Source organism: Carboxylicivirga sp. M1479 (genome assembly GCF_007097485.1).
GTDB lineage: Bacteria > Bacteroidota > Bacteroidia > Bacteroidales > Marinilabiliaceae > Carboxylicivirga.
In genome coordinates this window covers 1-26,484 of sequence record NZ_VKDE01000048.1, presented here as the reverse complement: position 1 = coordinate 26,484, position 26,484 = coordinate 1, and the positions used below count along the sequence as shown (strand labels likewise).

15 protein-coding genes and 3 tRNA genes are annotated in these 26,484 nt (G+C 37.8%); 10 read left to right on the top strand and 8 right to left on the bottom strand.

The features are described 5' to 3' along the window. The first annotated feature begins 132 nt into the window (after positions 1-132). Positions 133-972, top strand: coding sequence for a DUF6599 family protein (locus FNN09_RS20115; protein ID WP_143304288.1), 840 nt, complete (start codon positions 133-135; stop codon positions 970-972). A gap of 61 nt (positions 973-1,033) precedes the next feature. Here the strand turns inward: FNN09_RS20115 and FNN09_RS20110 are convergent, their stop codons facing one another. The 4 genes from FNN09_RS20110 to FNN09_RS20095 form a co-directional block, all read right to left on the bottom strand. Further along, positions 1,034-2,263 carry a T9SS type A sorting domain-containing protein gene (locus FNN09_RS20110; protein ID WP_143304287.1) on the bottom strand — a complete coding sequence of 410 codons (1,230 nt, stop codon included), beginning with the start codon at positions 2,261-2,263 and terminating at the stop codon, positions 1,034-1,036. A 6-nt stretch (positions 2,264-2,269) separates the two neighbouring features. After that, on the bottom strand, positions 2,270-4,159 hold the full coding sequence (locus FNN09_RS20105; protein ID WP_143304286.1) for a tail fiber domain-containing protein: 1,890 nt from the start codon (positions 4,157-4,159) through the stop codon (positions 2,270-2,272). A 321-nt stretch (positions 4,160-4,480) separates the two neighbouring features. After that, complete coding sequence (aqpZ, locus tag FNN09_RS20100; RefSeq protein WP_143304285.1) at positions 4,481-5,173, bottom strand: aquaporin Z; 693 nt, start codon at positions 5,171-5,173, stop codon at positions 4,481-4,483. Between the two features lie 215 nt (positions 5,174-5,388). Next, positions 5,389-7,971: a glycoside hydrolase family 2 protein gene (locus FNN09_RS20095; protein WP_143304284.1), complete on the bottom strand. Its 2,583-nt coding sequence runs from the start codon at positions 7,969-7,971 to the stop codon at positions 5,389-5,391. A gap of 348 nt (positions 7,972-8,319) precedes the next feature. On the opposite strand from FNN09_RS20095, the gene FNN09_RS20090 reads away from it, so the two are divergent. The 7 genes from FNN09_RS20090 to FNN09_RS20060 all read left to right on the top strand — a co-directional run bounded on the left by FNN09_RS20090 (position 8,320) and on the right by FNN09_RS20060 (position 18,093). Further along, positions 8,320-9,330, top strand: a complete 1,011-nt coding sequence (locus FNN09_RS20090) for an AraC family transcriptional regulator (protein ID WP_185969081.1) — start codon at positions 8,320-8,322, stop codon at positions 9,328-9,330. A gap of 133 nt (positions 9,331-9,463) precedes the next feature. Further along, positions 9,464-11,815, top strand: coding sequence for a TonB-dependent receptor (locus FNN09_RS20085; protein ID WP_143304282.1), 2,352 nt, complete (start codon positions 9,464-9,466; stop codon positions 11,813-11,815). Positions 11,816-12,165: 350 nt separating this feature from the next. Then, positions 12,166-13,341, top strand: coding sequence for an ATP-binding protein (locus tag FNN09_RS20080; protein ID WP_143304281.1), 1,176 nt, complete (start codon positions 12,166-12,168; stop codon positions 13,339-13,341). A gap of 191 nt (positions 13,342-13,532) precedes the next feature. Continuing rightward, on the top strand, positions 13,533-17,072 hold the full coding sequence (gene nifJ, locus FNN09_RS20075; protein ID WP_143304280.1) for a pyruvate:ferredoxin (flavodoxin) oxidoreductase: 3,540 nt from the start codon (positions 13,533-13,535) through the stop codon (positions 17,070-17,072). Positions 17,073-17,808: 736 nt separating this feature from the next. Further along, positions 17,809-17,882, top strand: a tRNA-Asp gene (locus FNN09_RS20070). A 36-nt stretch (positions 17,883-17,918) separates the two neighbouring features. Continuing rightward, positions 17,919-17,992, top strand: a tRNA-Asp gene (locus tag FNN09_RS20065). 27 nt (positions 17,993-18,019) lie between these two features. Next, positions 18,020-18,093, top strand: a tRNA-Asp gene (locus FNN09_RS20060). Positions 18,094-18,231: 138 nt separating this feature from the next. Here the strand turns inward: FNN09_RS20060 and FNN09_RS20055 are convergent. From FNN09_RS20055 to FNN09_RS20045, 3 genes are all read right to left on the bottom strand, one after another. After that, positions 18,232-18,411 (bottom strand): hypothetical protein, encoded by a 180-nt coding sequence (locus FNN09_RS20055; RefSeq protein WP_143304279.1) that lies wholly within the window; start codon positions 18,409-18,411, stop codon positions 18,232-18,234. Between the two features lie 522 nt (positions 18,412-18,933). Continuing rightward, positions 18,934-20,025 (bottom strand): gamma-glutamyl-gamma-aminobutyrate hydrolase family protein, encoded by a 1,092-nt coding sequence (locus FNN09_RS20050; RefSeq protein ID WP_143304278.1) that lies wholly within the window; start codon positions 20,023-20,025, stop codon positions 18,934-18,936. A gap of 101 nt (positions 20,026-20,126) precedes the next feature. Beyond that, entirely contained in the window at positions 20,127-22,157 is a 2,031-nt protein-coding gene (locus FNN09_RS20045) for a methyl-accepting chemotaxis protein (RefSeq protein ID WP_143304277.1), read from the bottom strand. 405 nt (positions 22,158-22,562) lie between these two features. Between FNN09_RS20045 and sucD the strand changes: the two genes are divergently transcribed. Then, on the top strand, positions 22,563-23,432 hold the full coding sequence (gene sucD / locus FNN09_RS20040) for a succinate--CoA ligase subunit alpha (RefSeq protein ID WP_143304276.1): 870 nt from the start codon (positions 22,563-22,565) through the stop codon (positions 23,430-23,432). Between the two features lie 84 nt (positions 23,433-23,516). Here sucD and FNN09_RS20035 read toward each other — a convergent pair whose 3' ends face one another. Beyond that, positions 23,517-25,394, bottom strand: coding sequence for a methyl-accepting chemotaxis protein (locus tag FNN09_RS20035; protein ID WP_143304275.1), 1,878 nt, complete (start codon positions 25,392-25,394; stop codon positions 23,517-23,519). A gap of 628 nt (positions 25,395-26,022) precedes the next feature. Between FNN09_RS20035 and FNN09_RS20030 the strand changes: the two genes are divergently transcribed. Next, on the top strand, positions 26,023-26,211 hold the full coding sequence (locus FNN09_RS20030; RefSeq protein WP_221932546.1) for a hypothetical protein: 189 nt from the start codon (positions 26,023-26,025) through the stop codon (positions 26,209-26,211). The last annotated feature ends 273 nt before the right edge of the window (positions 26,212-26,484 follow it).

Sequence of the window (26,484 nt, the reverse complement as noted above, 5' to 3'; positions counted from 1 at the left end):
TATGAAACTGACTTCAAACGCTAAGCACACAGGACTATTGCCTCGAGCATGAACATGAAAATTTAACTTCTTGGCGTTTACAACTTATTTTGAAACAAACTCTATGTCAGAGAATAACAAAATTATAAACACATGAAAAAGCTGATTGTATGCATGCTTCTTATAACTCTTACAATTGGAGTTAAGGCGCAAGATTACCCACAGAAATTTAATAATATTGCAGGCTGGTCCATTGAGGGAGAAAAGCAGTTTTATTCGCGTGATAATTTGTACGATTACATTAATGGAGCTTCTGACTTTTACCTGGGTTATGCTTTTCAGGATTTGTGGGTGGTTGATTACAAAAATTCAGCTGGTCAGATGCTTACTTTAGAATTGTATAGGCATGGCAGCGCTTTGCAGGCCTTTGGTATTTATACCGAGGAGCGACCTAAAAGTGCTAAATTAGAGCCTATTGGTGCACAAGGCTTTGTTGAAAGTGGGGCTGTTTTCTTTTTGGCTGATGATTATTACGTGAAAGTGTATAATAGCCGACCTGAAGTGCCTGAGACAGACTTTGTTGATTTTGCCAAACTGGTTGCAGGCTCAATCTGTGAGTCCTGTGGTTTACCTGAACAATTTACCTGGTTTCCTAAAGAAGGAAAAGTTAAGTTAAGCGAACAGTATTTAGCCGAGAACTTTATGGGTTTAACAGGTTTTAATGGCGTTAGTGCTTCAGCCTATGAGCTTAATGGTGAAACTTTTCGTTTGTTTGTTTTGTTGGATGACGATGATAAATGTCGTTCGATTATGGAAAGTTATTTTAAACGCCTCAAGTATAAGAAAAAGCTGAAAGAGAAGACTTATTCTTTTGATGATCCTTACTTAGGTAAAGTTTTAATCGCTTATAAGGCTGGCAAAATAACTGGCCTTATTGATGCTAAAGCTCCGGAACAGCACGAAGAACTACTATTAAAGCTGCACAACAAGTAGTATAGAATCAGTTATAATAAAACAAAGGCTGCTCAAGTTATATGAGCAGCCTTTTGTGTTTCTATTCAATTGTAATTTTTCGAACAATGCTTGTGTTGGTATCAAACTCTACTCTAAGGATGTACAATCCTGGTTGTAATGCTGATACATTTATAGGTGTTCTTTCTTGTTGAATCTTACCTTGCATAAGTGTTTTACCTGTAAGACTATAAATGCTCCAATCAGGCGTTTGTGTTGTTTCAATTGATGAAATAAACACATTTAAAACATCTCTAACTGGGTTAGGATAGATGCCAATGGACTGTGATAGTGAATTGAATTCCTCATCTTCAATTGCTGTATTAACGCTTACTTCAGAATTAATACCGGCACTACTCACTTCCGCTATTACATTAATTTCTTCTGTGGTATCATTGGTAACATCCAGCTCAATAGGAGAGGTGTTATCAGGAATACCTGGGTAATCAATGGATAAATAGTAAGTGCGATATTGAATGTTGCTGAATGTGAAATTACCATTCATATCCGTTTTCGTGTAGTAAAATATCTCACCGCTCTCTTTGTCAATTAAATAAATATAAGTGTCGGACAATGGTTCACTGTCGGCACTTGCTTTTTTTAATAGTTTAAGAGATGCCTTACCGCTATTGGTTTGATCTTCATAAAGCTGACCATTGATGTTAACCGTTTCATTGACTTCAAGGGGCTGAACGTCTGGTTCTAATTGCAATACGATATCGTTTTTAAAAGAATCACCAGTAACAGAGAAACTAAGAGCTTCGTCGTGCAATATTTTATCACCAAAGTAGGTGACAAAAGCTGTTGGGTACTGTTGCTCATCGGCAATTACCCTTACAGTATAATTGCCCTCAGGCACAAAAAAATGGAAGTATCCTTGCGGAGTAAGGTCATAATCGAGGTATTCAACCATTGAACCATTCTGCTCTTCTTTAAAGATGGTTGCCCTACCTATAAAAACAGGCGATTGATCATTTAAATATACATTACCAGTTACTGGAAACTTTAATTCCTGTACTGTTGTTTCTCGCAGAATAAGTCCCGAACTAGCAATGATATCCCCTCCGCTTACCACATCAGTAGCTGTTTCGCCAATGGAAACATAACCGGTATAAACGCCTCCAGTGACTTGACCTGCACCGTTAGCTACACTTGAGTTATGTTCTTGAGCGATTGTCTCATTGAGAGGAGTTAGCGCAAGGCTGATAAGGCAAAGTGTGTATATGCATTGACCCAGGTAAGGTTTAAAATGTTGTCTTATAAATTTTATCATAACACCTTATTTTTGGGTTAGCTCCTTTAATTCTTCATTAGGAGTAGGCTCAAGCTTATTTTGCGCAATCATCAGCTCGGTTATTAAGTTTAATTGAGCTTTAAGGCTGTTGATTTCTTCCTGGTTGCTTTCTATGCTTGCAATGTTTTGTTTAAGAAGTTCATTTTCATCTTCCAGCTGTTCTACCTTTTGATTGAGAGCTTTCAATGCTTCCAAAAGTACGGCAGAGAACCCCGCGTAATTAACTGCCTTATAACCATTGGCATCAGTCTTAACCAATTCAGGAAAATGTGTTTCTACTTGTTGAGCAATAAGTCCCATTTGAACTCTCTCTGAGAAATTTTTGTCACTAAACTCTTCTTTGCGCCAGTTGTATGTAACACCATCCATTTCATTAATATGATCTAAAGCATCGACTCCTAATGGGGTGATGTCTTTTTTATAACGTTCATCGGATGTGTTAAAGGCTGTGCCACCAACAACTTCAAGATCGCCGTGTACTTTAGCGCCATCATACATGTTAAAAAATCCGCCAACTCCACTAGGGTCGATGTTTAACGAATTGCCATTATCGTGCTTGATGGTAACAGATCCGAATTCTCCGCCTCCATCATTAGCTCCTGATAGCTCTACTAAATTATTTCCTGTTGTACCTTGTAAGGCCATAAATCCTATATCGCTGTTTTCCCAAAATTTTGATGCTATCCAAAAGTTTGATGAATTTGGACCAGAAAGGGATAGTTGCCCGTACTCTTTTGTATCATCCTGGTAGGCACTTAAGGCTGCTCGTTCTGAACCATTGGCTGCGAAAGCAACAATTGAACTATTAGAAATTAATGTTTGTGAATTATCTTCTGCTATAACTCTAATTTCACCTGCTTCATTGTCTCCGGGAACGCCATAGAGTTCAATTAAATTATTTGAGTTTTTTGTTCCTTTCATAGCCATGTAAGCCATGTCAGAACCACCATTCCATGTACTAGCTCCTAGCCAAAAATTTTCACCCGTTTGCCCCGATAAAGATAAAGCGCCATAAGCGCCGTCAGCATGAGTATCTAAGTGAAGACGTATGCGTTCCTGGTCGTTTTCTTCCAACCAAATTCTATTGGCATTAAATCGGAATTTATGCCCCATGTTTGAGTTGAGGTGCAAGTAACCAAATTCATCATCACCTTCTTCATGTACCTCCAGCCAAACTCTATCTACATCGTCTTCAGTTCCTTCAAAAGTTAAATATGGTAAATTAGCACCGTTACCACTTTCCCAAATCTGAAAGCCACCTTGTAATGCACCTGCACTATTTCCCAGTACCGTAAAGAAACCTGATCCATCAGGGTAGTTGGTGTCATTGGTGTGGATGTTCAGGTAAGAACGGTAATCTCCATTTTGATTCATAGCGCCAATTATTCCATTGTTTTTTCCGGTGCCAGTACCCGATAGATAAACATTTGGATTGCCATTACTTCCATTAAGAACTAAATGACCATATTCTCCTTCGGCGTGTTCGGCATTTTTCATCAATGCAGTAACTGCACCTGCGGTATTAATTGCTGAAATACTATCTGTTTCGTACGGCGCATTAAGCGGCTTATAAAGAGTTACAGGTGATAAGTCAGTGCCATCTACCGAAATGTTTAGTAGTCTTTCATCGACTCCAACGAAAAGGTCGTGTGGTAATGCCACGCCACTGCCTAATACAATAAAATATAAACCATCATTAATTGGTACATTGGCATGAGTTTCTTCCCAAGATAAATCGGGAATGGATACAACCAAAGTTTTGGTGCCTGTTATAGCCAGGCCATTTTCCATTAGTTTGCCTTGGAATGGAAGCTTTTGTGCGGTGATGCTGATCGACACTAGTAATGTCAAAAACAAAGTAAATAATTGTTTCATGTTTGATGGTTTATGTTAATAAATGATTAATGAGTTGTATTTTTTGAGAACTGAATTGCTGCAATATAAATAATAAGAGATACGTAACTCTTAAAAGTTGATGAAGTTGATATTTATCCTGATGAACTATTGAAAAATATTTATTTGAGTATCAGAAAATGACATTGTTTACATTAAAATGAGGATTGATTTACTGAAAGGATATTATTTGCAATCGAATGGATTTACTGTGTTCATTTGAGCTAATTACTTTGCTTAGCCACAAAATAAAACGGATAGCTCAATGAACTATCCGTTTTATTTTGTGGAATTCAAGTGTTTTTATTCTTCTTCTGTTTCCGGAGATAAATATTTGTAAACGATACCTGCTAAAATGGCTCCGATAATTGGTGCTACCCAAAACAACCATAATTGTCCCATAGCCCAGTCGCCAACAAATAATGCCTGACTAGTGCTTCGTGCTGGATTCACGGAAGTGTTAGTAACCGGTATGCTTATTAGATGAATCAAGGTTAGGGCAAGTCCAATTGCTAAACCAGCAAATCCTTTTGGTGCTTTTGAGTGTGTGGCACCCAAAATAACAATCAAAAACATAAAGGTCATTACTACTTCGCAAACCAAGGCGGCCACTAATCCATAACCACCAGGCGAATGTTCTCCAAAACCATTGGCCGCAAAACCACCCAATTCAAAGCCTGCTTTACCACTTGCAATAATATATAAAATGCCAGCTGCCAAGGTGGCGCCTAAAACTTGAGCTATCACATATGAAATGATATCCTTCGCTTCGAAGCGGCCGCCAGCCCACAAGCCAATGGTAACGGCCGGATTAAGGTGGCACCCAGAAATATGTCCAATGGCATATGCCATGGTTACGACTGTTAGTCCAAAAGCAATGGAAACGCCTACAAATCCAATACCCAATTCTGGATAGCCAGCTGCCAGTACCGCACTACCACAACCTCCTAATACTAACCAAAAGGTTCCAAAAAATTCTGCTATTAACTTCTTCATGTTTACGTGTTTGATTAATTATGAGAAGCAATTTAAAACCTTATTGTTAATAATTCCACTAAATATGACGAATAGTAAACATAACAAGGACGAGATGGAATGTTTCAGGCTTATCATTTGATTGTTGAGAATCAACTATTTGTAGATGCCATATCAAAAAAAAGCGAGACTCCTCAAATCAGAAGAGCCTCGCTTCGCTAAATTTTAATACTTAATTAATAAGTATCGTCCAGTGTTCGGATCAATAACTTACTTTTAAAATCGCTGATTTCTTGCTGCGTTTCAAACCTTATTGCTTTTGATTGACCTGGCAATAAATCGAAGTAATTGTCAGAGAACCAACCGTCAGCTTCGTCATAACTTACATAAATGTTTTTAGCAAGTTTGTCTGTTGACAGTGTAATTTCATACCCTTTGTTCGTCTTACTCGTTTTACAAGTGATGGTTGGATGAGGTAATTTTAAATTCATCGGCTCGGTAAAATAGCTAGTTGTTGTATAAACTAGTTTACCTTCTGCCCATAGTTTGGTCGATAGAACAACATCCGATGCACTTGTGTTCTTCAATACTTCCTTGATGGCTTTCTTAAATATCACATTTGCTGTGTTGGCTTTAATCGTTACGTCCTCATTGTACGACCATAGGTTTTGACCATTAAAATCTAGTATCTCAAGTTCTAAACGACCATTTTGATCTTCAAATTTATCTGAAACACTATAAATAAGCAGGTCATCCGTTTTTGTGTCAGGAATAGCCATAATAGGAGCAAAGGCTTTGCGTGTATAATACTGTAAGGCTTTCCAATTTCCAAAATAATCGATACTCGACCACGATGCAACGGGCCATACATCATTGAGTTGCCAATACAGGCTTCCCATGCATGATGGCATGTGCATGCGGTGACCTTCAATGCCCGTTTTAATTCCTTCAGCTTGAAGCAAAAGTCCAACGTAAAGAAAAGATTCAAAGTCTTTAGGGTTCTTGTAATAATTATCCATGTAACGCTTAATGGCTCCATTGCCAATAAATGAGCGCTGGTGCGATTTCATCACTTCTGAGTTGATGTCATAATCCTTAGGTGTTGTATACTTTTTAACCGTTTTAAGTTCGGGGAACGATTGAAATCCATATTCACTAACAAAGCGAGCTACATTGTCGTGGTAGGTCGTAAACGGTACATCTCTGAACCAGATGCGCCAGTCGTGCTGGTCTCCATCAATAATATTGGTTCTTATGGTGTCATCAGCTTGCGGACTCGATGCCCAGTATTGTTTGGCAGGATCATGCTTCTTCACAGCATTAGGAAGCACATCTATAAAAATGTCTTTATAAGCTTTCCACATGGCTTCAGCACCTTCGGGTTGCTTTTCTTCATTTTGCTCTTTCCAGCCCCAGCCAAACCAGGCAGCTAATATTTCATTGTTACCACACCACAAGGCGATGCTTGGGTGATTGCGTAGTCGACGTACATTATATTCTGCTTCTTGCTTAACACTTTCTAAAAACTTTTCATCGCCCGGATACATGCTACAGGCAAACATAAAATCTTGCCACACAAGTATGCCATATTGATCACATAGGTCGTAGAATATTTCTTTTTCGTAAATACCACCTCCCCATACACGTAACATGTTAAAGTGGCAATCGGCTGCCGATTTAATAATGTGTTCATATTTTTCAGGAGAAACACGATCGAGAAATACATCGTTAGGGATGTAGTTAGCACCTTTCATAAATACCGGATGCCCATTTAGTTTGAAGTAGAACGAACGACCTACTTTATCATCCTCTCTTACTAGCTCAATAGTTCTCAAACCAAGTGTGTGGGCATAGTTTTCTGATCCGGCATCAGTTATGAGTGTTCCTTTAAGTTGATATAAGTGCGCTTTGCCAAGCCCATTGCTCCACCATTTTTGTGGGTTATCAATGTTGAAATCTACTGAATAGGTGTGCGTGCCTTTTTTAAGGCTAACAGCTTCTTGAGCTATCTTCTTGCCATCAATCGCAACTTGTAAAGTTGCTTCAGAAGTGTTTGCAGCATCAATTTCAAACACAGATGAAAGAGATGCTTTTTCATCTGTTAGGGCAAGTTGTTTTGTATGGATATTGATGAGTTGAGCCGTATCCCATGCTTTTAAGGTAATTGGCTCCCAAATGCCGGATGTCACCAGGCGTGGTCCCCAATCCCAACCAAACTGGTAAGGAGCCTTACGTACGTGAGGGCTAACCCACTTTTCGCCCGGAACTTTTCCAATTTTTGCCAAGTCATTGGCAGATGACTGAACTACATATGGGTAGTTGTCGTGAATATCTAATCCTACTTTAATTGGCGAATGGAAATAGATGCGTAAGCTGTTTTCGCCTTCTTTTATAAACTCTTTGCAATTAACCGTCCAACCTCTAAACATGTTATCGGCCTGAAGGATTAATTTATCATTTAAGTATACGTCAGCATAGGTGTCCAGACCTGCAAAATTAATATCTATTCGCTCTTTGCTAAAAATGTTTTTATCAACCGTAAATTTGGTTTTATACTCCCAATCCTTCTTGTCAATCCATTGTAAGTCGTGCTCATTAAGCCTGTAAAAAGGATCATCAATTAAGTCATTGTTTAATAAGTCGGAGTGAACGCAACCAGGTACCTTTGCTTTTCGCCATTGGTTTTGATTAGCCTCGCTAAACTCCCAGTTATTGTTAATATCTACGGTTATGGCCGATGGGGAATTGCTTGAAGTGCTGCAAGCAGAAAGTGCCGCAGTTAAAATAAGTGTAAAAACAATGTGTGATAAAGTTCTCATATTCTGTTATGATTAATGTTCGTGGAACAAGCATCTGTTTGATTAGTATTTACTTTTTGCGCCAGTGGATGGTCGTATTCTATTTGACAATTCCACATGGCTTATGAAAGTAAATAATAATCAGATAAAAATACGACTTCTCCTTTAGAAGGCATGTCGGCATGTGTTCATTTTTTTTGGACAGTTTAAAACTTCGCAGGTAAAAACCTTAATATTGTTGCGCCATGAATATTTGTATCTTAGCGCTAATTGCTAATTCTATTTCTGTTAATGATGATAATAAAACTGCTGGAAATTCTGATATTTTCTTCTTTGTTATTGCTTTCATTTATTTTGATATCCAATCCGATGAAAGTAAATATTAAAGCTAATAGGTGGTTTGGCTTGCTTTTGTTTTTATGGGCTTCATATTGGTTTGATGAGGTGTATTTGCTTCTTGTGGGTACAGAAATTCAAATTAGTTCAAATGTAATTGTGGCTTCGTTGCAATTTTTGGCACCACCACTTTTTTTTGTAAGTGTCTGTCACTTTTCGGTACCAGCCTATAAGCTTTTAAAAGATGCTGGGAAACTACTTATATTACCAGCAGTCTATTGGCTGTTCATTATTGTTGATTGGTATTTCTCGCTAAACCTATATGTCGTGCAAGTAGTTTTGATATTAATCAATGCCCTTACTTTCACAGGACTTTCGTTATATAGGATTAGAAAACATCAAAAAAACATACAGCAATTCGCGTCATCCACTCAGGAGATAAATCTTAATTGGTTGGAATACATTATAATGGCTATGGTAACTCTTGTTGTGGTTATTGGCGTATTCAACTTGGTTTTTTTAGAGCTGCCGCTTAATGTTTTTATGAATGGAGTAGTCTTGCTAGTTGTGCTTTTTATCACTTATAATACACTTAAGCAAACCGAAATTTTTCCGGAAGATGATGCTGGTGTAAAAGTTGTAGTGGAAATAAGCGAAGATGACGAGGAGCCAAAGCGGCAGATTATGTCAGATGCAAAAGTTGAAGAGATCAAGGCACAGTTAAATATCTTGATGGAGCAAAAAGTACCTTATCTGGATAGTGATTTGAATCTTATTAAACTGGCTCAGTTATTAAATATAACTTCCCATCAACTCTCGTTTGTTATTAATAAAGGCTATAATGAGAACTTTTTTCAATTTGTAAACCGTTACCGGGTGGAAAAAGCGAAGCTTATGTTGGCTGATAACGATAGTAATAAATTATCGATATTGGGGGTAGCTTTTGAATCAGGCTTTAGTTCTAAAACATCGTTTAATACCACTTTTAAAAAAATGACGGAGCAAACGCCATCTGAGTTCAAGAAAAAATGTTCAGGTTTATAAAAAGCCACATGTGTTGTTTGTAAGTTGCACATATGTAGGTTTTTATATAATGGTTCGTGTTTATAAGATGGAACTATTCTGCATGTTCAAGCCTGTATTTTTGCTTTCGTAAAGTTTATAATTTATAACCAGCATGAAGAAAGTGAAGTCGTTTTTAATTATTTGTAGTTTTTGGTTATTCATCGGACTAACCAATATAATCGCACAAGGGCCTGTTCAAACAATAAAAGGAAGAGTGGTTGATGCTGATTCTGAAATTAGTATTCCAGGTGTTAATGTTGTAGTGATGGAGACATCTCCACAAAAGGGAACTATAACCGATATGGATGGCTATTTTATGATCGAAGATGTGCCTGTTGGTCGTTATACAATTCAAATAAGTTTTCTGGGGTATGAGCCAGCTGTTCTATCAGAGGTGTTAATTGGTTCTGGTAAAGAGGTGGTGTTGAATGTTACACTTAAAGAAACGTTTCAGCAACTAAACGAGGTTGTAATTAAGCCACAGCAGCGCAAGGATAAAGCACAAAATAACATGGCCACTTTGTCTGCTCGATCGTTTACAGTAGAAGAGGCTGGACGTTTTGCTGGCGGTTGGAATGATCCATCGCGTTTGGCAGGTTCTTTTGCCGGTGTTACCATGGCTGAAGGTGTTAATGATAATGCCATTGTGGTTCGCGGTAATGCCCCAAAAGGTATACTGTGGCGATTAGAAGGTGTTGAGATTCCTGCACCTAATCATTTAAATGGTATTAATAATGGTGGTGGTATCGAAACGGTTTTTAGCATGAATATGCTCGATAACTCTGACTTTTTCACAGGTGCTTTTCCAGCTGAGTATGGCAACGCCATGTCGGGTGTTTTTGATACTAAGTTCCGAAAAGGAAATAATGATAAAAGAGAATCGGCTTTTCAAATTGGAAGCCAGGGAATTGATATTAGTTCCGAAGGACCTTTTAAGAAAGGAGGAGATGCTTCTTATTTATTTAATTACCGTTATTCAACTATGGGCTTGATTGGGCAGTTGGCCGATATGGATGTGGGCTTGCCCAATTATCAGGATTTAAGTTTTAAAGTAAATTTACCAACAGAGAAAGCTGGTACATTCTCTGTTTGGGGTATTGGTGGTAAGAGTAATGTGGCTTTTGAACCCGATGAAGACCCCAATGAGTGGGAGACATCATGGGATAATAACGAATATGATACAGGTTCGGAGATAGCTGCTGGAGGTATTAATCATCGATTCAATTTTGGACATAAGACCTATGTGTTTTCGTCCATTGTGGGAGCATACGATGGTTTTTCCAATGTGAGTGACCAGTTACAACGCGATGGAAGCATGATTCCAATAGCTGATCATTCAGAAGATAATTATCGCCTGATTATGAGTTCTTACTTAAATCATAAGTTTGGAAACCGCCACACCAATCGAACTGGTGTAACCTACACCAACCTGAGTTTCGATTTGGATATACAAGGAAATCCCAATCCAGGTGTCGAAGATGAATTGGTTCGAATCGCCTATCAAACCGATAACTCATATATGATGCAAGCTTACACGCAAAGTAAGTTTCGCGTTGCACCAACCTTTGATGTGAATGCCGGTATCAATTTTACCTATTTTGGTTTAAATGAAGAGCTAATTCCAGAGCCTCGCCTGGGCATTACCTGGCGATTTATTCCGAAACATTCATTTAGTTTAGCTTATGGCAAGCACAGTCGATTGGAGCCGCTACGCTTTTATTTGGCACAAGATGAAGCAGGTTCATATTTAAATCCCGACTTGCAAGTTACCAAGGCTGATCACTTTGTATTCTCATACGACTGGCGAGTGTCTGATAATGTGAGTATTAAAATAGAACCTTACTATCAGAAGTTGTATGATGTGCCTGTTTTAGCTGGTGGTTCTGAGTCGCTCATCAACTATGAGTGGGATATGTATTTTACCGATCCATTGGTGAATGATGGAACGGGCAGTAATATAGGTGTCGATGTTACGGTTGAACGCTATATGAAGGATGGATACTATTATATGGTAACAGGTTCATTCTTCGATTCGAAATACAAAGGGGGAGATGGCATAGAACGTAATACATCTTACAACCGCAACATGGTAATTAATTTGCTAGGAGGTAAAGAGTGGAAAGTGAGAGAGAATAACCTCTTAAGTGTGAATGGAAAGTTGGCATTTATGGGAGGCAACCGATTTACACCACCCGATCAGGAATTATCTAAAGAATCTGAAATGGTTGTGCTGGATGAATCCAAGGCCTTTGAATGGCAAGAGGAAAATAAATTGTTTGTTGATATTGCAGTTAATTATCGGATAAATCGAAATAAAGTATCCCATGTACTCATATTACAAGGTAAAAATGTTCTGATGACAGAAGAGATGTTTGGTTGGGCATACGACTTTAAACAAGAAAAAGTAGTATCGCATGGGATGACCATGATTTATCCATTTTTTAGTTATCGCCTGGAGTTTTAAAACATCTGATGGAGTTTAATAAAAAAAACCGTTTCTAAGATTTTTAGAAGCGGTTTTTACTTTTTGCATATTTCCAGAACCTGAAAAAGATCATGTTTTGTCAATGCAAAAGTCATTTTTGAAGATCCGTAAGTTAAAGATTATGAGTGAGAAATTAAATGACTTGATCATATTAAAGAAAAGTTTCTACTATTAATATGGAAATTTTTCTCCAATTATTCCTTGGAAATGAAAGCGTTGCTGTGTTTATTTTTATTAATTATAAATTGCAGTAGTTCATCTAAATTGCAATGTTGAGATTGCAATTATTTGGAATATCCTTTTAGATTTGTAATTCATAATCTGAAAGAATGCAATCATTTTTTGAAACACATCGTTATTTATTAGAGCACTTAGGTACTCCCGTTCGTCGTGAATTGATGAACGAAATTGATTGGAATCATCGATTAATTGGAGTGAAAGGAGCACGAGGAGTTGGCAAAACAACTTTTTTACTGGATTTTGCTAAGGTTCATTTTGGATACGATAAAAGTTGTTTATATGTCAACCTAAATAATTTATTATTTACCGAACGTTCAATCGTTTCTTTTGCCGACGAGTTTCGCAAGAAAGGCGGTAAAACACTTATTTTGGACCAGGTATATAAATACCCTGAATGGTCCAAAGAACTACGCTATTGCTATGATAACTTTCACGACTTAAAAATTGTGTTTAGTGGATCGGCAGTAATGCGGCTGGTAGATCAAAATCCTGATTTAAAAGATTGCGTGGCTGTTTATCGTTTAGATGGTTTTTCGTTTAGAGAACATTTAAACCTAGCTACAAAAAATAAATTTCAACCATATACCTTGGATGAAATCTTAAGTAATCATGAAAAAATAAGTGCAGAGATAAGCTCTAAGGTACGCCCCTTAGCTTATTTCAATGATTATTTAGAGCATGGATATTATCCTTTTTTCCTTGAGAAAAGGAATTACTCAGAGAATGTTATTAAGAATGTCAATCTTATTCTTGAAATTGATATTTCATATCTTGAACAAATCGAATTGAAGTATTTACCTAAATTACGTAAATTGCTCTATTCCATTGCAAAATCGGCACCATTACAACCTAATGTTAGCCGTTTAAGTCAAGAAATTGAAACGTCAAGAGCGACAGTGATGAATTATTTAAACTACCTTAAAAATGGTCGTTTAATTAATATGCTTTACGAGGATAGTGAGTCGACAAAAAAGCCGTCAAAGATTTATATTCAAAATCCCAATGTATATTATTCAGTAACACATGGTGATGTTAGTCAATTAAATATGAATCGCACATTCTTTTTAAACCAGGTGGGATATCGAAATGATGTAACAATATCGAAAAAGAGTGACTTTAAAGTTAACAAACAACTAGAATTTAGTATCGGTGATGAACAGTCAAAAGGTAAAGCTTTATCAGAAAACGAATATCTGGCTCATCATATGTTAGAGATTGGAGAGGGTAATAAAATCCCCTTGTGGTTGTTCGGATTTTTGTATTAAAGAATAGATGGGTAGACTTTTAGAGAGTAGACTATTAGAAAAGAGTGAAAATAGAAAATGAAAAGATTGACAAGAAAAGTAGATTTGTTGCGTTTTGATGAGCTCATAGGTAAGCATCAAAACGTCTAATAATCTATTTGTCTAACGATCTATATAGAATAATAACCAATTAATTATTAGGAGTATATAAAATGGCTAAAGAAAAAAAGTTTATTACATGTGATGGTAATCACGCCGCTGCACATATCGCGTATATGTTCAGTGAGGTGGCTGCTATCTACCCAATTACGCCGTCGTCGAACATGGCGGAAAATGTGGATGAGTGGGCTGCTGCCGGAAGAAAAAATATTTTCGGTGAAACAGTGAAAGTTGAAGAGATGCAGTCTGAGGCTGGTGCGGCAGGTGCTGTTCATGGTTCATTGCAGGCTGGTGCTTTAACATCTACATTTACGGCATCGCAGGGATTATTGTTGATGATTCCTAATATGTACAAAATTGCAGGTGAGCTTCTTCCTTGTGTTTTCCACGTAAGTGCACGTAGTTTGGCTGCTCAGGCACTATCTATCTTCGGTGATCACTCTGATGTAATGTCTACACGTCAATCTGGTTTTGCTATGTTAGCAACTGGTTCAGTTCAGGAAGTTATGGACTTAGCTGGTGTTGCTCACCTAACATCTATTAAGTCGCGTATTCCTTTCTTGCATTTCTTTGATGGATTCCGTACTTCTCACGAGATTCAGAAAGTAGAAGTGATGGATCAGGAAGATTTATCTGGTTTAGTTGATCAGGAAGCTCTACAGGCATTCCGTGATAACTCATTAAATCCAGAGCATCCTGTAACACGAGGTACTGCTCAAAACCCTGATGTTTACTTCCAGGCTCGCGAAGCAGCTAATCCATACTATGCCGCTGTACCTGATATGGTAGCTGAGTACATGGACGAGGTAAGTAAAATTACTGGTCGCAAGTATCGTCCATTTGATTACTATGGTGCCGAAGATGCTGAAAACATTGTTGTGGCAATGGGTTCTATTACCGACACGATTAAAGAAGTAATTGATGATCTAACTGCCAAAGGCGAAAAAGTTGGTTTGATTGCGGTACACTTGTATCGTCCATTCTCAGCTAAATATTTCTTCGAAGCATTCCCTAAGTCGGCTAAAAAAATTGCTGTTCTTGACCGTACTAAAGAGCCGGGAGCTAACGGAGATCCATTATACCTTGATATCCGTGACTTATTCTACGGAAAAGAAAATGCACCTATCGTTGTTGGTGGTCGTTATGGATTATCTTCAAAAGATACTACGCCAGCTATGATGTTGAGCGTTTTCGATAACTTGAAGCAAGAAGAGCCTAAGAATCAGTTTACAGTAGGTATTGTTGATGATGTATCTTTCTCATCTCTACCATTGTTACCTGAATTCTCATTAGCTGCTGAAGGTACTTTCGAAGGTAAATTTTATGGTTTAGGTTCAGATGGTACTGTTGGTGCTAACAAGAACTCTATTAAAATTATAGGTGATAACACTGATAAGTACGCTCAGGCTTACTTTGCATATGACTCTAAAAAGTCAGGTGGTATTACTATATCTCACTTACGCTTTGGTGATACGCCAATTCGTTCGCCTTACTTGGTAAATACTCCAGATTTTGTTGCATGTCACGTTCCTGCTTACCTGCAGATGTATGATATGCTAAAAGGTTTGAAAGATGGTGGTACTTTCTTATTAAACTGTTCTTGGTCTGAGGCTGAGCTAGAAAGTCACTTGCCAGCTTATGTGAAGCGTTATATAGCTGATCACAAAATTAAGTTCTACACAATTGATGCAACACACCTTGCAAAAGAAATTGGTTTGGGTAACCGTACCAATACAATTATGCAGTCTGCATTCTTTAAAATTGCTGAGGTAATTCCTTATGCTGATGCTGTAGAGCAAATGAAAAAGGCGATTGTGAAGACTTTCGGTATGAAAGGCGAGAACATCGTTAATATGAACTACGAAGCAGTTGATAAAGGTGGTCAGGTGAATGAAATCACTATTCCAGCTCCTTGGTCAAATGAAGCTGCTGAGGTTGTATTCCCTACAAATGATAAGGCTCCTCAGTTTATCAAAGACTTCGTATTCCCTGTAAATGCTCAAAAAGGTGATGATTTACCTGTGAGTATCTTCAACGGTCGTCAGGATGGTACGCTACCAGCTGGTACAACTGCTTTTGAGAAGCGTGGTATTGCTGTTGATGTTCCAGAGTGGCAAGTTGATAACTGTATTCAGTGTAACCAGTGTTCTTATGTTTGTCCTCACGCTGCTATTCGTCCTTATTTATTAGACGAAAAAGAGTTGGCAAATGCACCAGAAGGTACTTTAACCAAAAAGGCTAATGGTAAAGGATTTGATGGTTTACAATATCGTATTCAGGTAAGTGCATTAGACTGTACTGGTTGTGGTAACTGTGCTGATGTTTGTCCATCTAAAGTGAAGTCGCTTGAGATGAAGCCACTTGAAACTCAGCAGGCTGAAATCGCTCGTTGGGATTACATGGCTGAAGAAGTAGCTATTAAAGATGGCATCATGGCTAAGGACATGAATGTGAAAGCTTCTCAGTTTGCTCAACCTTTATTCGAGTTCTCTGGAGCTTGTGCTGGTTGTGGTGAAACGCCATATATCAAGTTAATCACTCAATTGTTTGGAGATCGCATGATGGTAGCTAATGCTACTGGGTGTTCATCTATTTATGGTGGTTCAGCTCCTGCAACTCCTTATTGTGAAAATAAAGAAGGTAAAGGTCCGGCTTGGGCTAACTCATTATTTGAAGATAATGCTGAGTTTGGTCTAGGTATGGCTACAGGTGCTAATAAACTTCGTGATCGTGTTGAAGCAAAAATTACTGGTTCAATCAACGATGTTAATGCTGAAACAAAAGCTGCATTTGAGAAGTGGATTGAGACTAAAGATAATGGTAATGCTAACACGCCTGCTTCGCGTGCTGTAATTGCAGCTCTTGAAAATGAGTCTCACTCTGTTGCTAAAGAGTTATTGGCTTTAAAAGACTATATCTCTAAGAAATCATTCTGGATCTTTGGTGGTGACGGATGGGCTTATGATATCGGTTACGGTGGATTAGACCACGTAATTGCTTCTGGTCAAGATGTTAATATCTTGGTAATGGATACTGAGGTATACTCTAATACAGGTGGTCAGTCATCTAAGTCTACACCAGTAGGTGCTGTGGCTAAGTTTGCTGCCTCAGGTAAGCGTATTCGTAAGAAAGACCTTGGTTTAATGGCTACAACTTATGGTTATGTATACGTTGCTCAGGTTTCTATGGGTGCTAATCAGGCTCAGTACTTTAAAGCATTGAAGGAAGCTGAAGCATATCCTGGACCATCATTAATCATTGCTTATTCTCCTTGTATTGCTCACGGTCTGAAGACTGGTATGGGTAAGACTCAGGAAGAAGGTAAGAAGGCTGTTGAAAGCGGATACTGGCACCTGTATCGTTACAATCCAATGTTGGAAGAAGAAGGAAAGAATCCATTTACTTTGGACTCGAAACCGCCGAAATGGGATCAGTTCCAAAGCTTCTTAATGAACGAGGTGCGTTATACAGCCCTAGCTAAGTCGTTCCCTGAAGATGCAAAAGTATTATTTGCAGAGTCGGAAAAGAATGCAAAATGGCGTTATAGCTCATACAAGCGCTTAAACGACATGGAATTTGAAGTGATTGAGTAATCTTTTCAATTCAGATATAATCAGAGCCGCTTCCGTTTGGGAGCGGCTTTTTTAATGCCTTGTTGTGCAATGGGAAGCTTTACTTTCGCGATGGGAAATACTCATTTGTCGACGTGAAAATGTACATGAACAACGTGAAGCACTCATTTGGTCGATGGGAAAGGATGTATAAGCAACAGGAAGGTATAGGAGCAAGTGAGATAGGTATGTTGAAGCATGAGGTGACTGTGGTTTGAATTGATATAATACCGTTGTGGCTTGATGTCGGGTAAGTAAATGCTGATATTGAGCGTATGGTTACGTGAAATGAGCGTCGTTCTTTGTGAGATCACTTTAATAAAGCATGATATTGTATTTTACCTGTTTGATATGATGCAGCTTTGGTATGAGCAGGGAGTCGATGTGGATGATGCAATCCTCCAATTGTATCTTTTATGATAGCATATGGGTATTTGTGCAGGCATGAAAAGGTTTGGGATTTTGATGCTATGTCAGCTAAGCAATAAAACGAAAAAAAAACTTTCATTGCTAAATGATTGATTGCAAATGCTGAACAGAATTACAGCAAATAAAAGTGTCGAACAATTTATAAAAGCTATTGCAGAATAGAAAAGAAGCTTTATCTTTGCATCGCTTTCAGAAACAAGGAGTGCACTTGAAGCTCCGATATCAAAGGGAAGCAGCCGATTTTCAAACGGAAAATAGGTGATCAAAAAAGATTGAAAGAAATTAAACTGGTCTGGTAGTTCAGTTGGTTAGAATGCCGGCCTGTCACGCCGGAGGTCGCGGGTTCGAGTCCCGTCCAGACCGCTTGTTTAGTTTCTCTATATATTGAAGTGTAAAACTGGTCTGGTAGTTCAGTTGGTTAGAATGCCGGCCTGTCACGCCGGAGGTCGCGGGTTCGAGTCCCGTCCAGACCGCTTGTTTTTACTTCATTTAATTTTTTTGGTCTGGTAGTTCAGTTGGTTAGAATGCCGGCCTGTCACGCCGGAGGTCGCGGGTTCGAGTCCCGTCCAGACCGCAAAAGCTCACTTATTTATTTAAGTGAGCTTTTGTTGTTTTATAATGATAATGATACTGAAACCCTATTTAAAAGCAGGTACTTAATGTTAATATAGTTTATTGACTATGTTAAAGCATTCTTTTCATTTGATCTATTCTACTGCTTAAACTGGCTATCATTAAGTAATCGATCGAGGTTGTTGGTTTGTTCCTTTTTAATGTGCTCAACACTATTAGTACTCTTTGTTAAGTTTTTCTGGTCAGATTGTTGTTTTTCTTTAGCCATTTCGATATTTACTCTTCTTTCTTCAAATAATGGAGTTGGGTAATCCTTCATAATAATGTGGTTTAAAATTACTAAATGATTAATATTTGCAGCTAATAACTCGAATGTACCAGAGCTAATATTTAGCTTCCTCTTGCTATAAATTGCAGAAAGGTGGTTTGTTTTGTCGTTGTGGTATTATCAAAGATATAAAAAATATAATGTCTTCAAAATCTGGTTATGAGATTGTTAGGTGTATCAGTGCTGTAATAATTAGTAGATGTGCAACTTTCCTGGTGAGATAGCTATATGGTTTTTTGTGTAACTGTTGTGTGCCTGGCTAGTAGGGGTGTTAAAGTCAGTAGAGTACAAGTTTACTTGAACGTAGGTTAGTTTACCTCACTTTTGGGGTAATGGAATAAATAATAGTTTATGGAAGTTGCTACACAAAAGCTTCAGATTTTCATTATAGTTTAACTGGTAGGTTTAAAAGATGCTTTGCTGTTCTTCAGTTAATAAATGTATTTAATAGCTGTGTGTTCATGATATTTGTAATGAGTAAAAATCAATGGATGGGTATGTATCATTTGGTGTTTACAGCTCCTGTATAAGGTGGTTCACTGCTTTCCAAAACTGCAGATGAAAACTCATGCTTTCATCATCTAAACAATCGGATAGTTGAATTGCTTCCCCATCAGGGGTAAACTTCGATTGGCGCGTTTGAATATAAAATTGCGAACGTTCTGGGTGAAACTGAACACCAAAAACATTGGGGTAGTGGGCATGAAAAACAGCTTCAATAATTTTTCCATCGCTTGACGTGGCTCCAACAACCAAACCTTTACCTAGCTTTTCAATTGCCTGGTGATGGTAACTATTCACGAGCGGCTTTGAATCAGAATCAACCTGGGCTAATGCCGGAAAAAAATAATCTTTAAACAGGATAGTATGGAAATGAGATCCAGCTAAAGTATCATTTTCATGTGCTGGCATTTTGGGGTAATAATTACGATGTATCTCTTCATTGGCAAGTTGCTGAAGTCCCAGGGTTTCATCGTTATTAAAAACCTCAAGCGGAATATCCTGAATAAGCGTGCCACCACTCGCTATATTCATGGTTTGCATACCAAGGCAAATTCCAAAAACCAGGTATTCGGGGTTTTCTTCTAACAATGGCGTATATTCGGTGTTTTGATAACCTCCTAGCAAATGGTATAAGAATGATGCCTCATAATAATGACGATAGGGATCGGTTACTTTTGTTCTAGGGTGTGTTTCTTCGCCATATAAGGCAGGTGGTATATCGGGGCCACCCAAAAATACAATGCCTTCACTTTCGTTAAATAATTGCTTGAAGGTTGCTGAGCTAGCATTAGAGCAAAATAAGCTATCCATATGAAGTGTGTCTTTTAGCTCTAGTAAAGACATGTTTAAGTGCCTTAATGTGTCTAGCATGCTTTGCGACTTGGAGTAATCGTATTTTTCATCACGATGGTAAAGGCCGATTAGTTGAATGGATGATAGATCTAATAATTTTTTTTGATACAAGGCATCCAGTACTTCGATGTTTGAAGCAGTGGGGTGTGCTATTATTACGCGTTTATTAATATTCGTTGGTAAGGGTTCAAAAAGTTGTGCTTGAATGCTAAGAGAGCAAAGTAAAAGGAGTAGGGTTATATGACGCATAAATTTGTATTTCCAGTAAAAATACAAAAAAAGCGATTGCCTCCTATTGAGTACAATCGCTTATTACTAATTGATTTTAATCTAGAATTGGGATGAACAATTTATATAGACTCGTATTCATCTTCAATAGAACTAGTTTTGTCACTCATATTTATTTCAATGCCAAAGTCTTGTTGATCATTAGATTGGTTTTGTTTAGTGCCAAATTTCTTTTCAATTGGCTTATCCATGTTGTCCTTACTTATCCGGAAAAAGGAAACTGTTTCTTTCATTTGTCCGGCTTGCGATGATAACTCTTCAGCTGTTGATGCAAGCTCTTCTGAAGAAGCTGCATTTTCTTGCGTAATATTAGCCAACTGTTGTACTCCAGTATTAATTTGAATCACGCCTGAATTCTGCTCTTTGCTTGATTGGTTAATTTCTTCCACCAGATTGGATGTCGCTTGAATTTCAGGGACTAAATTTTTTAGCATTGTACCTGATTTTTCAGCTGTTTTAACGCTTGCAGCGGCTAATTCAGTAATTTCTCGTGCTGCTTTTTGTGTTTGTTCAGCAAGTTTGCGTACTTCCGCAGCAACCACTGCAAAGCCTTTTCCATTTTCTCCGGCTCGAGCAGCTTCTACGGCGGCATTAATGGCCAATAGGTCTGTTTTGTGTGATATTTCGTTGACAATAAATATTTTCTCAGCAATGAGCTTAATTGCTTGGGTTGAAGACTCAACAACCTTTTGCCCTTCCTGAATTTCATTAGCTGTTTTAATCGCAATTTTTTCAGTTCTAGTGGCGTGATCGGCATTTTGAGCAATGCTACTGGCCATTTCTTCTACCGAAGAAGATATCTCTTCGCTGGAAGCAGCTTGTTCACTTGAGCCCGATGATAGTTGTTCTGAGGCTGTGCTTAATTGATTACTTACGCTTGCAAAGTTATCAGATGCCGCAGATATTTCTTCAATGATGAGCTTTAAGCGGTCAACCATATTAATAAGTGCATGATCTAATTCTCCTTCAAGGCTTGATTGGTCTATCGAGTCCATCACCATTAGGTTACCATCAGATACTTCTTTGGCTATCAATACGCTCTTTCGTAATCGGCGCATCATTAGTTGTACGTCACTCAGTAGCTGTCCTATTTCATCTTGCGATTTTATTTCTATATCCTTAGAAAAATCGCCATGAGCTACAGCATTAACAGCATTTTGAGCAGATTGCAATCCTTTTTGAATGGTGTTAAGGATAAGTACTAAAAGGCTAACGCTTGCAGCTAGAAATATAAAAATAAGGATAAAAATATTGCGAATGGTAGCGTCAATCGATTGTTGGCTTTGCTGTTCTATTGCCTCCACAATTTCCTTAATCTCAGGTTCTGTTTTGTAAATAGTTTTACGTAATGTGCCCTTTACACCTAGCTCTTCCGTGAATCCTATTTTTTCATCAATACTTACTAACTCATTAAATGCTACTTTATAGTTGTATAAGCGCATCTTAATAATCTCCTTCTTGCTCGAGGTAAGTTGCTTGCTATTATTTATTTTACTAATGAAAAGCTCAATGCCATCGTTAAGTTTATCCTTGTACGATAAATCTTTACGTAGCAAGTAATCTTTTTCATGCTTTCGCAACAAAAGCTGCTGCTCTGCTATAAAGGAGGCGTCGTTATAATTTAACTCCAGAGCTTTAACCGCTGAACGCATTTCCCCAACCTTACCATAATCTTTAAATCCTCTAGCTTTATATAAGCGTACCATATCATCAAAGAATCGTTCGTATTGAGTAAAGTCTGCTTTGAGTATTTCTAAGTTATCGAAAAGCCCATACTTTAAAATATGTTTACTTGTTTCTAACTCATCTATTGTGGATTGATTTTGATCTATAATTGAATGAAAAGCGTCTAAATATTTACTTTGTTCAGTTTCAAAAAATGTTTGATTCGTAAGTTCGCGAAGCAAAAAATCCTTTTCTGCTTTGCGCAGCATCAACATGTTTTCTTGCAATTCATTGGCTTTTCCTAAATCAGTATGAAGCGCTATGATTTTTTTGAATGATAAAAAAGTCATGGCTCCAATGATGACTAAAATTAAGGTGATAGATGCAGTAAGTCCTATCAGTTTTTGACGAATAGTAATTTTTCCCATTTCCCAACTTTATATTCTTAGCAATTTTTTATCGCTCGTTTTTCCCTTTTCAATTGTTAATATGCTAACGGAGTTGGTGTGTTTTAGTTTCGTTTTTTTTAATAATATAAAACATTGACATTGTTGTTGTGAGTGTCAAATATGTAGTTATCAGGTATTCGTGGTAATAAAGTAAATGCGTACTTATTTGTGATCAATCTTATCGTACTTCTCTTTTTTTTAACCTAATCTCGTTTTTAGGACGGTTGATGGTGTGGTATAAGCTATTTAATTGTTTCGTTTTTTATCAAGAAATCAACTCTCTCAAAAATTTCCAAAACAAACAGCTTAGCTATCGGTTATTTACATTAAGAAATAATATACAATACTCTAAAAGATAATCGCTAATTAAATTCTTTATACCCTATGAGTGTATTAGTTAACAAAGATTCGAAAGTAATTATACAAGGATTTACAGGTGGGGAAGGTACTTTTCATGCCACGCAGATGATTGAATACGGAAGCAAGGTAGTGGGAGGAGTAACACCTGGAAAAGGTGGAACTGAGCACCTTAACTTACCTGTTTTTAATACCGTTGCCGAAGCAGTAGCTGAAGTTGGAGCGAATGTATCGGCTATTTTTGTACCCCCTCCATTTGCAGCCGATGCCATAATGGAAGCAGCCGATGCTGGAGTTAAGGTTATTGTTGCCATTACTGAAGGAATTCCAACATCGGACATGGTAAAAGTAAAAGAATACTTAAGCGGACGCGATGTACGTTTAGTTGGACCTAACTGTCCTGGCATTATAACCGCAGAAGAGTGTAAAGTGGGTATTATGCCTGGCTTTATTTTTAAGAAAGGACGTATTGGTGTTGTGTCAAAATCAGGTACTTTAACCTATGAGGCTGCAGATCAGATTGTGAAAGCAGGTTTGGGTATTTCTACAGCTATTGGTATTGGAGGAGATCCTATTATTGGAACCACCACCAAAGAGGCCGTGGAGTTATTTATGAATGACCCTGAAACCGATGCCGTGATTATGATCGGAGAAATAGGCGGAACTATGGAGGCAGATGCTGCTCGTTGGATTAAGGAGAATGGAACAAAACCTGTTGTTGGTTTTATAGCTGGTCAAACGGCACCAAAGGGTCGTAGAATGGGGCATGCAGGAGCTATTGTTGGAGGTGCTGAAGATACGGCTGCAGCTAAAATGGCCATTATGCGCGAATGCGGTATTCATGTGGTGGAGTCGCCTGCTGATCTTGGATCGACAATGGTGAAGGCTTTAAAATAATTTTGGAAGAGAATCTATTATCATAAAAAAACACCTGATGAATCTATATTTTCATCAGGTGTTTTTTTGTATTAGGTATGTAAATTAGTTTCTACGTATTTTAAAATACGATACTTGCCGTTGGAGTTCATTGGCAAATGCATTGAGCTCGTCGGCGCTTTGTGCCAAAGCATCGGCTAAAGAGGCATTTTGTTGCGTTCCGTCGTTAAGCTGTTGCAATGCACCAGATATTTGTTGGATGCCTGTATTTTGTTCCATGCTGGCTGCTGTAATTTCATCAACGAGTGATGAGGTTTTTTCTATTTCTGGCACTAACTCTTCCATTTCATTCCCTGTTTTCTCCGAAATCATCAAAGCGCGACGCGATAGTTTTTCAATATCAGCTGCTGCTTTCTGACTGCGTTCAGCTAATTTTTTTACTTCGGCTGCCACAACGGAAAAGCCTCTGCCTGATTCGCCTGCCCGGGCTGCTTCAACTGCTGCATTTAGCGATAAAATATTGGTTTGTGCGGCAATATCCTGGATAATAGAAATACGCTCGGCAACAGAGCCCATGGCTGTTCGCATTTTTTGAGTAGAAGCATTACTGCTTTTTACACTGTCTAAAGCAGAATGAGATAGTTGTGAGGTTGTCTGTGCGTTTTCGGTATTCTGTTCAATATTTGCTGTCATCTCTTCAATTGCCGATGATACCTCCTCTGATGATGAAGCCATGGTGGTAGTCGCATCCGACAATGTGCTTGAGTCTTGCTCAAGTTTGGTTGATGCCTCCTGTATTTGTTGCGAGTTATTCCTAATCATCTTCACCACAGTAGCCAGCTTCTCCTGCATGTCATACAGTGAGTTGTGTAATATATCTAGTTCATCTTTTTCTTTCTTATATGCCAATTGGCCAGTTAAATCACCCGATGAAATGGTAGATGTAATTTGGGCCGAGCTAACGATTGGTTTGGTAATTTTACTAGCCACTAGATAAACCAAAATCGAAATTAAGATAATGGCTGATAGTCCAATAAACAGCATCACCCAAACAATCCAATTGGCTTGCGCCGACAGTACCGATTTGGGCGTTTTAATTAAAATAAACCATGGGGTTTGCGAGTGCCCAGCGTAAATAGGGGCAATAGTAAGTACCTGTTTTTGCTCATCGATTAACATTTCAATTACATTACAATCGAGTTGAGAGCTATTTAGAGCTTGATCTTGATTAAATTCTTTAAAATGTTCTGTAATCGGACTGCCTAGCAAATCTAGATTTGAATTACCAAGTATAATACCATTGGCAGATAAAAGGAAGGTATCAGATTCTTTAAATGGTTTGATGTTTGTGACGTAATCCGGAAAAGCTTCTAAAGACATATCTAATCCAACTACACCCACAAATTGATTGTTATTGTTAAGCATTGGTATTGTTAAGGTAGTCTCCAATATCTTTTCATTTTCACCAAAGTGGTACCAATAGGGTTCCATTAGTGTTTCTTGTAGGCTTTTGGCAACGTCGTGATAGCCCGATGGAGTTATGCCATCAACATCACGTACTGTTTCTTTGTGTCGTAAATCGCCATCTTCGCGAGTGTATAGTGAGGTTAAGCGTCCTGGCTTATTGCCCCAGTTAGCATCAATGGCTTTGTATTCAAAACAGTTCCATACGGCTATGTATTTTTGCTCATTTTGAGCTACTCGTTGCATGGTAAGATTGAAAGAAGGATATGTTGTTTCCCAATTACGAGAATAATTAACTTCAAATGAACGAGCTAAGCCTCGGGCAACACCCATATGGGTTGATAATTCTTTATTAATTTCTTGTGCAGCCTTTTGGGTTTCTTCAATTAATATGTGTTGGTTCGATTCAACAAACGAACGTTTAATGAAAATTAGGGAGATGATTAAAAATATGCTGAACACCGCACCTACTGCGATAATGGTAAAACTGGCCAGCTTCTTTTTAAGACTTATTTGCATGAGAGATTGGGTGTTTTTCAATGATTCAAATTCTGACGCAAAATTAAGAAACGATACAAGTTAACAAAGCTTTCTTTGACGAATGATGCATATAAAATGACTGATGACTTGATATTGCCACAACAAAGTCAACTACCGCTATTGTGTTAATGAACTGGATTGTTTAAATGTGATATTTGTCACTTGAATTGGAAATCAATCATGTCTGATATCATAATAAAATTTTTACAAGCAAGTTTTTTGTGGAGAATGACTTGGTACTTGATGCTTTTTTTGATGTTCCTCAATGATTGTTCATTTTACCCTATTAGAGTGCTTTGAATACAGATAGCTGTATGAAAATGGAAACTACTACGCATGCAAAGTGAGATTGGCATGTCGATTTATTTGGTAAAGTTGCGAATATTCTAGGGAGTGTTGATTCTCTGGTTATTCATAATGTTGTGATAGTGTTATGTATCATGATGTTTTTGTTCTTATTAATTGAAATATATTATGTTTTTAGGTTGTTTTGTGTACTCCGAAATTACTGGAGTAAGACTTTTTATACTTGTGGAGCAATTTACAATAATAGTGAGTATATGCCCCGTTAGCCGAAAAGGGAATGAGTAGGCATCAATTAATATTTATGAAAATGATTGACTTTTCAAGTTTTGAAGAAAATGTAACAAAGGTAGATGCTATCCGAGGAGGAGGGTATCAAGGAGAGGTTCAGTATACTGGTGAGGGCTTAGATGCGACCTCAGGACAATCAGTAGTAGAAGCAATTGTAGTTGAAGATGATGGTAGTTGGAGAACGATCTATTATGGGTATTAATTTTACTTTGGCAGTACATTGTGCTGCCAAATAAATTTTATTGAAAAACATGAAACGACCCATGCGAATTGGCTCTCACAAAGGAGCATGGTAAATTTTTGGCGAGTTCCATGTGGCAATTAAAAATAAAATATAAACAGATCGTTAGTTTGTGGAATACCTAAATATGAGAAAACCAATTAGGAGTCAAACGTGATTTTTAACTTAGGCAAAAAGCTCCATCTGCTGCATTAACTTTAATAAACAGATAGATAAAATCTAAGTTTCATATTA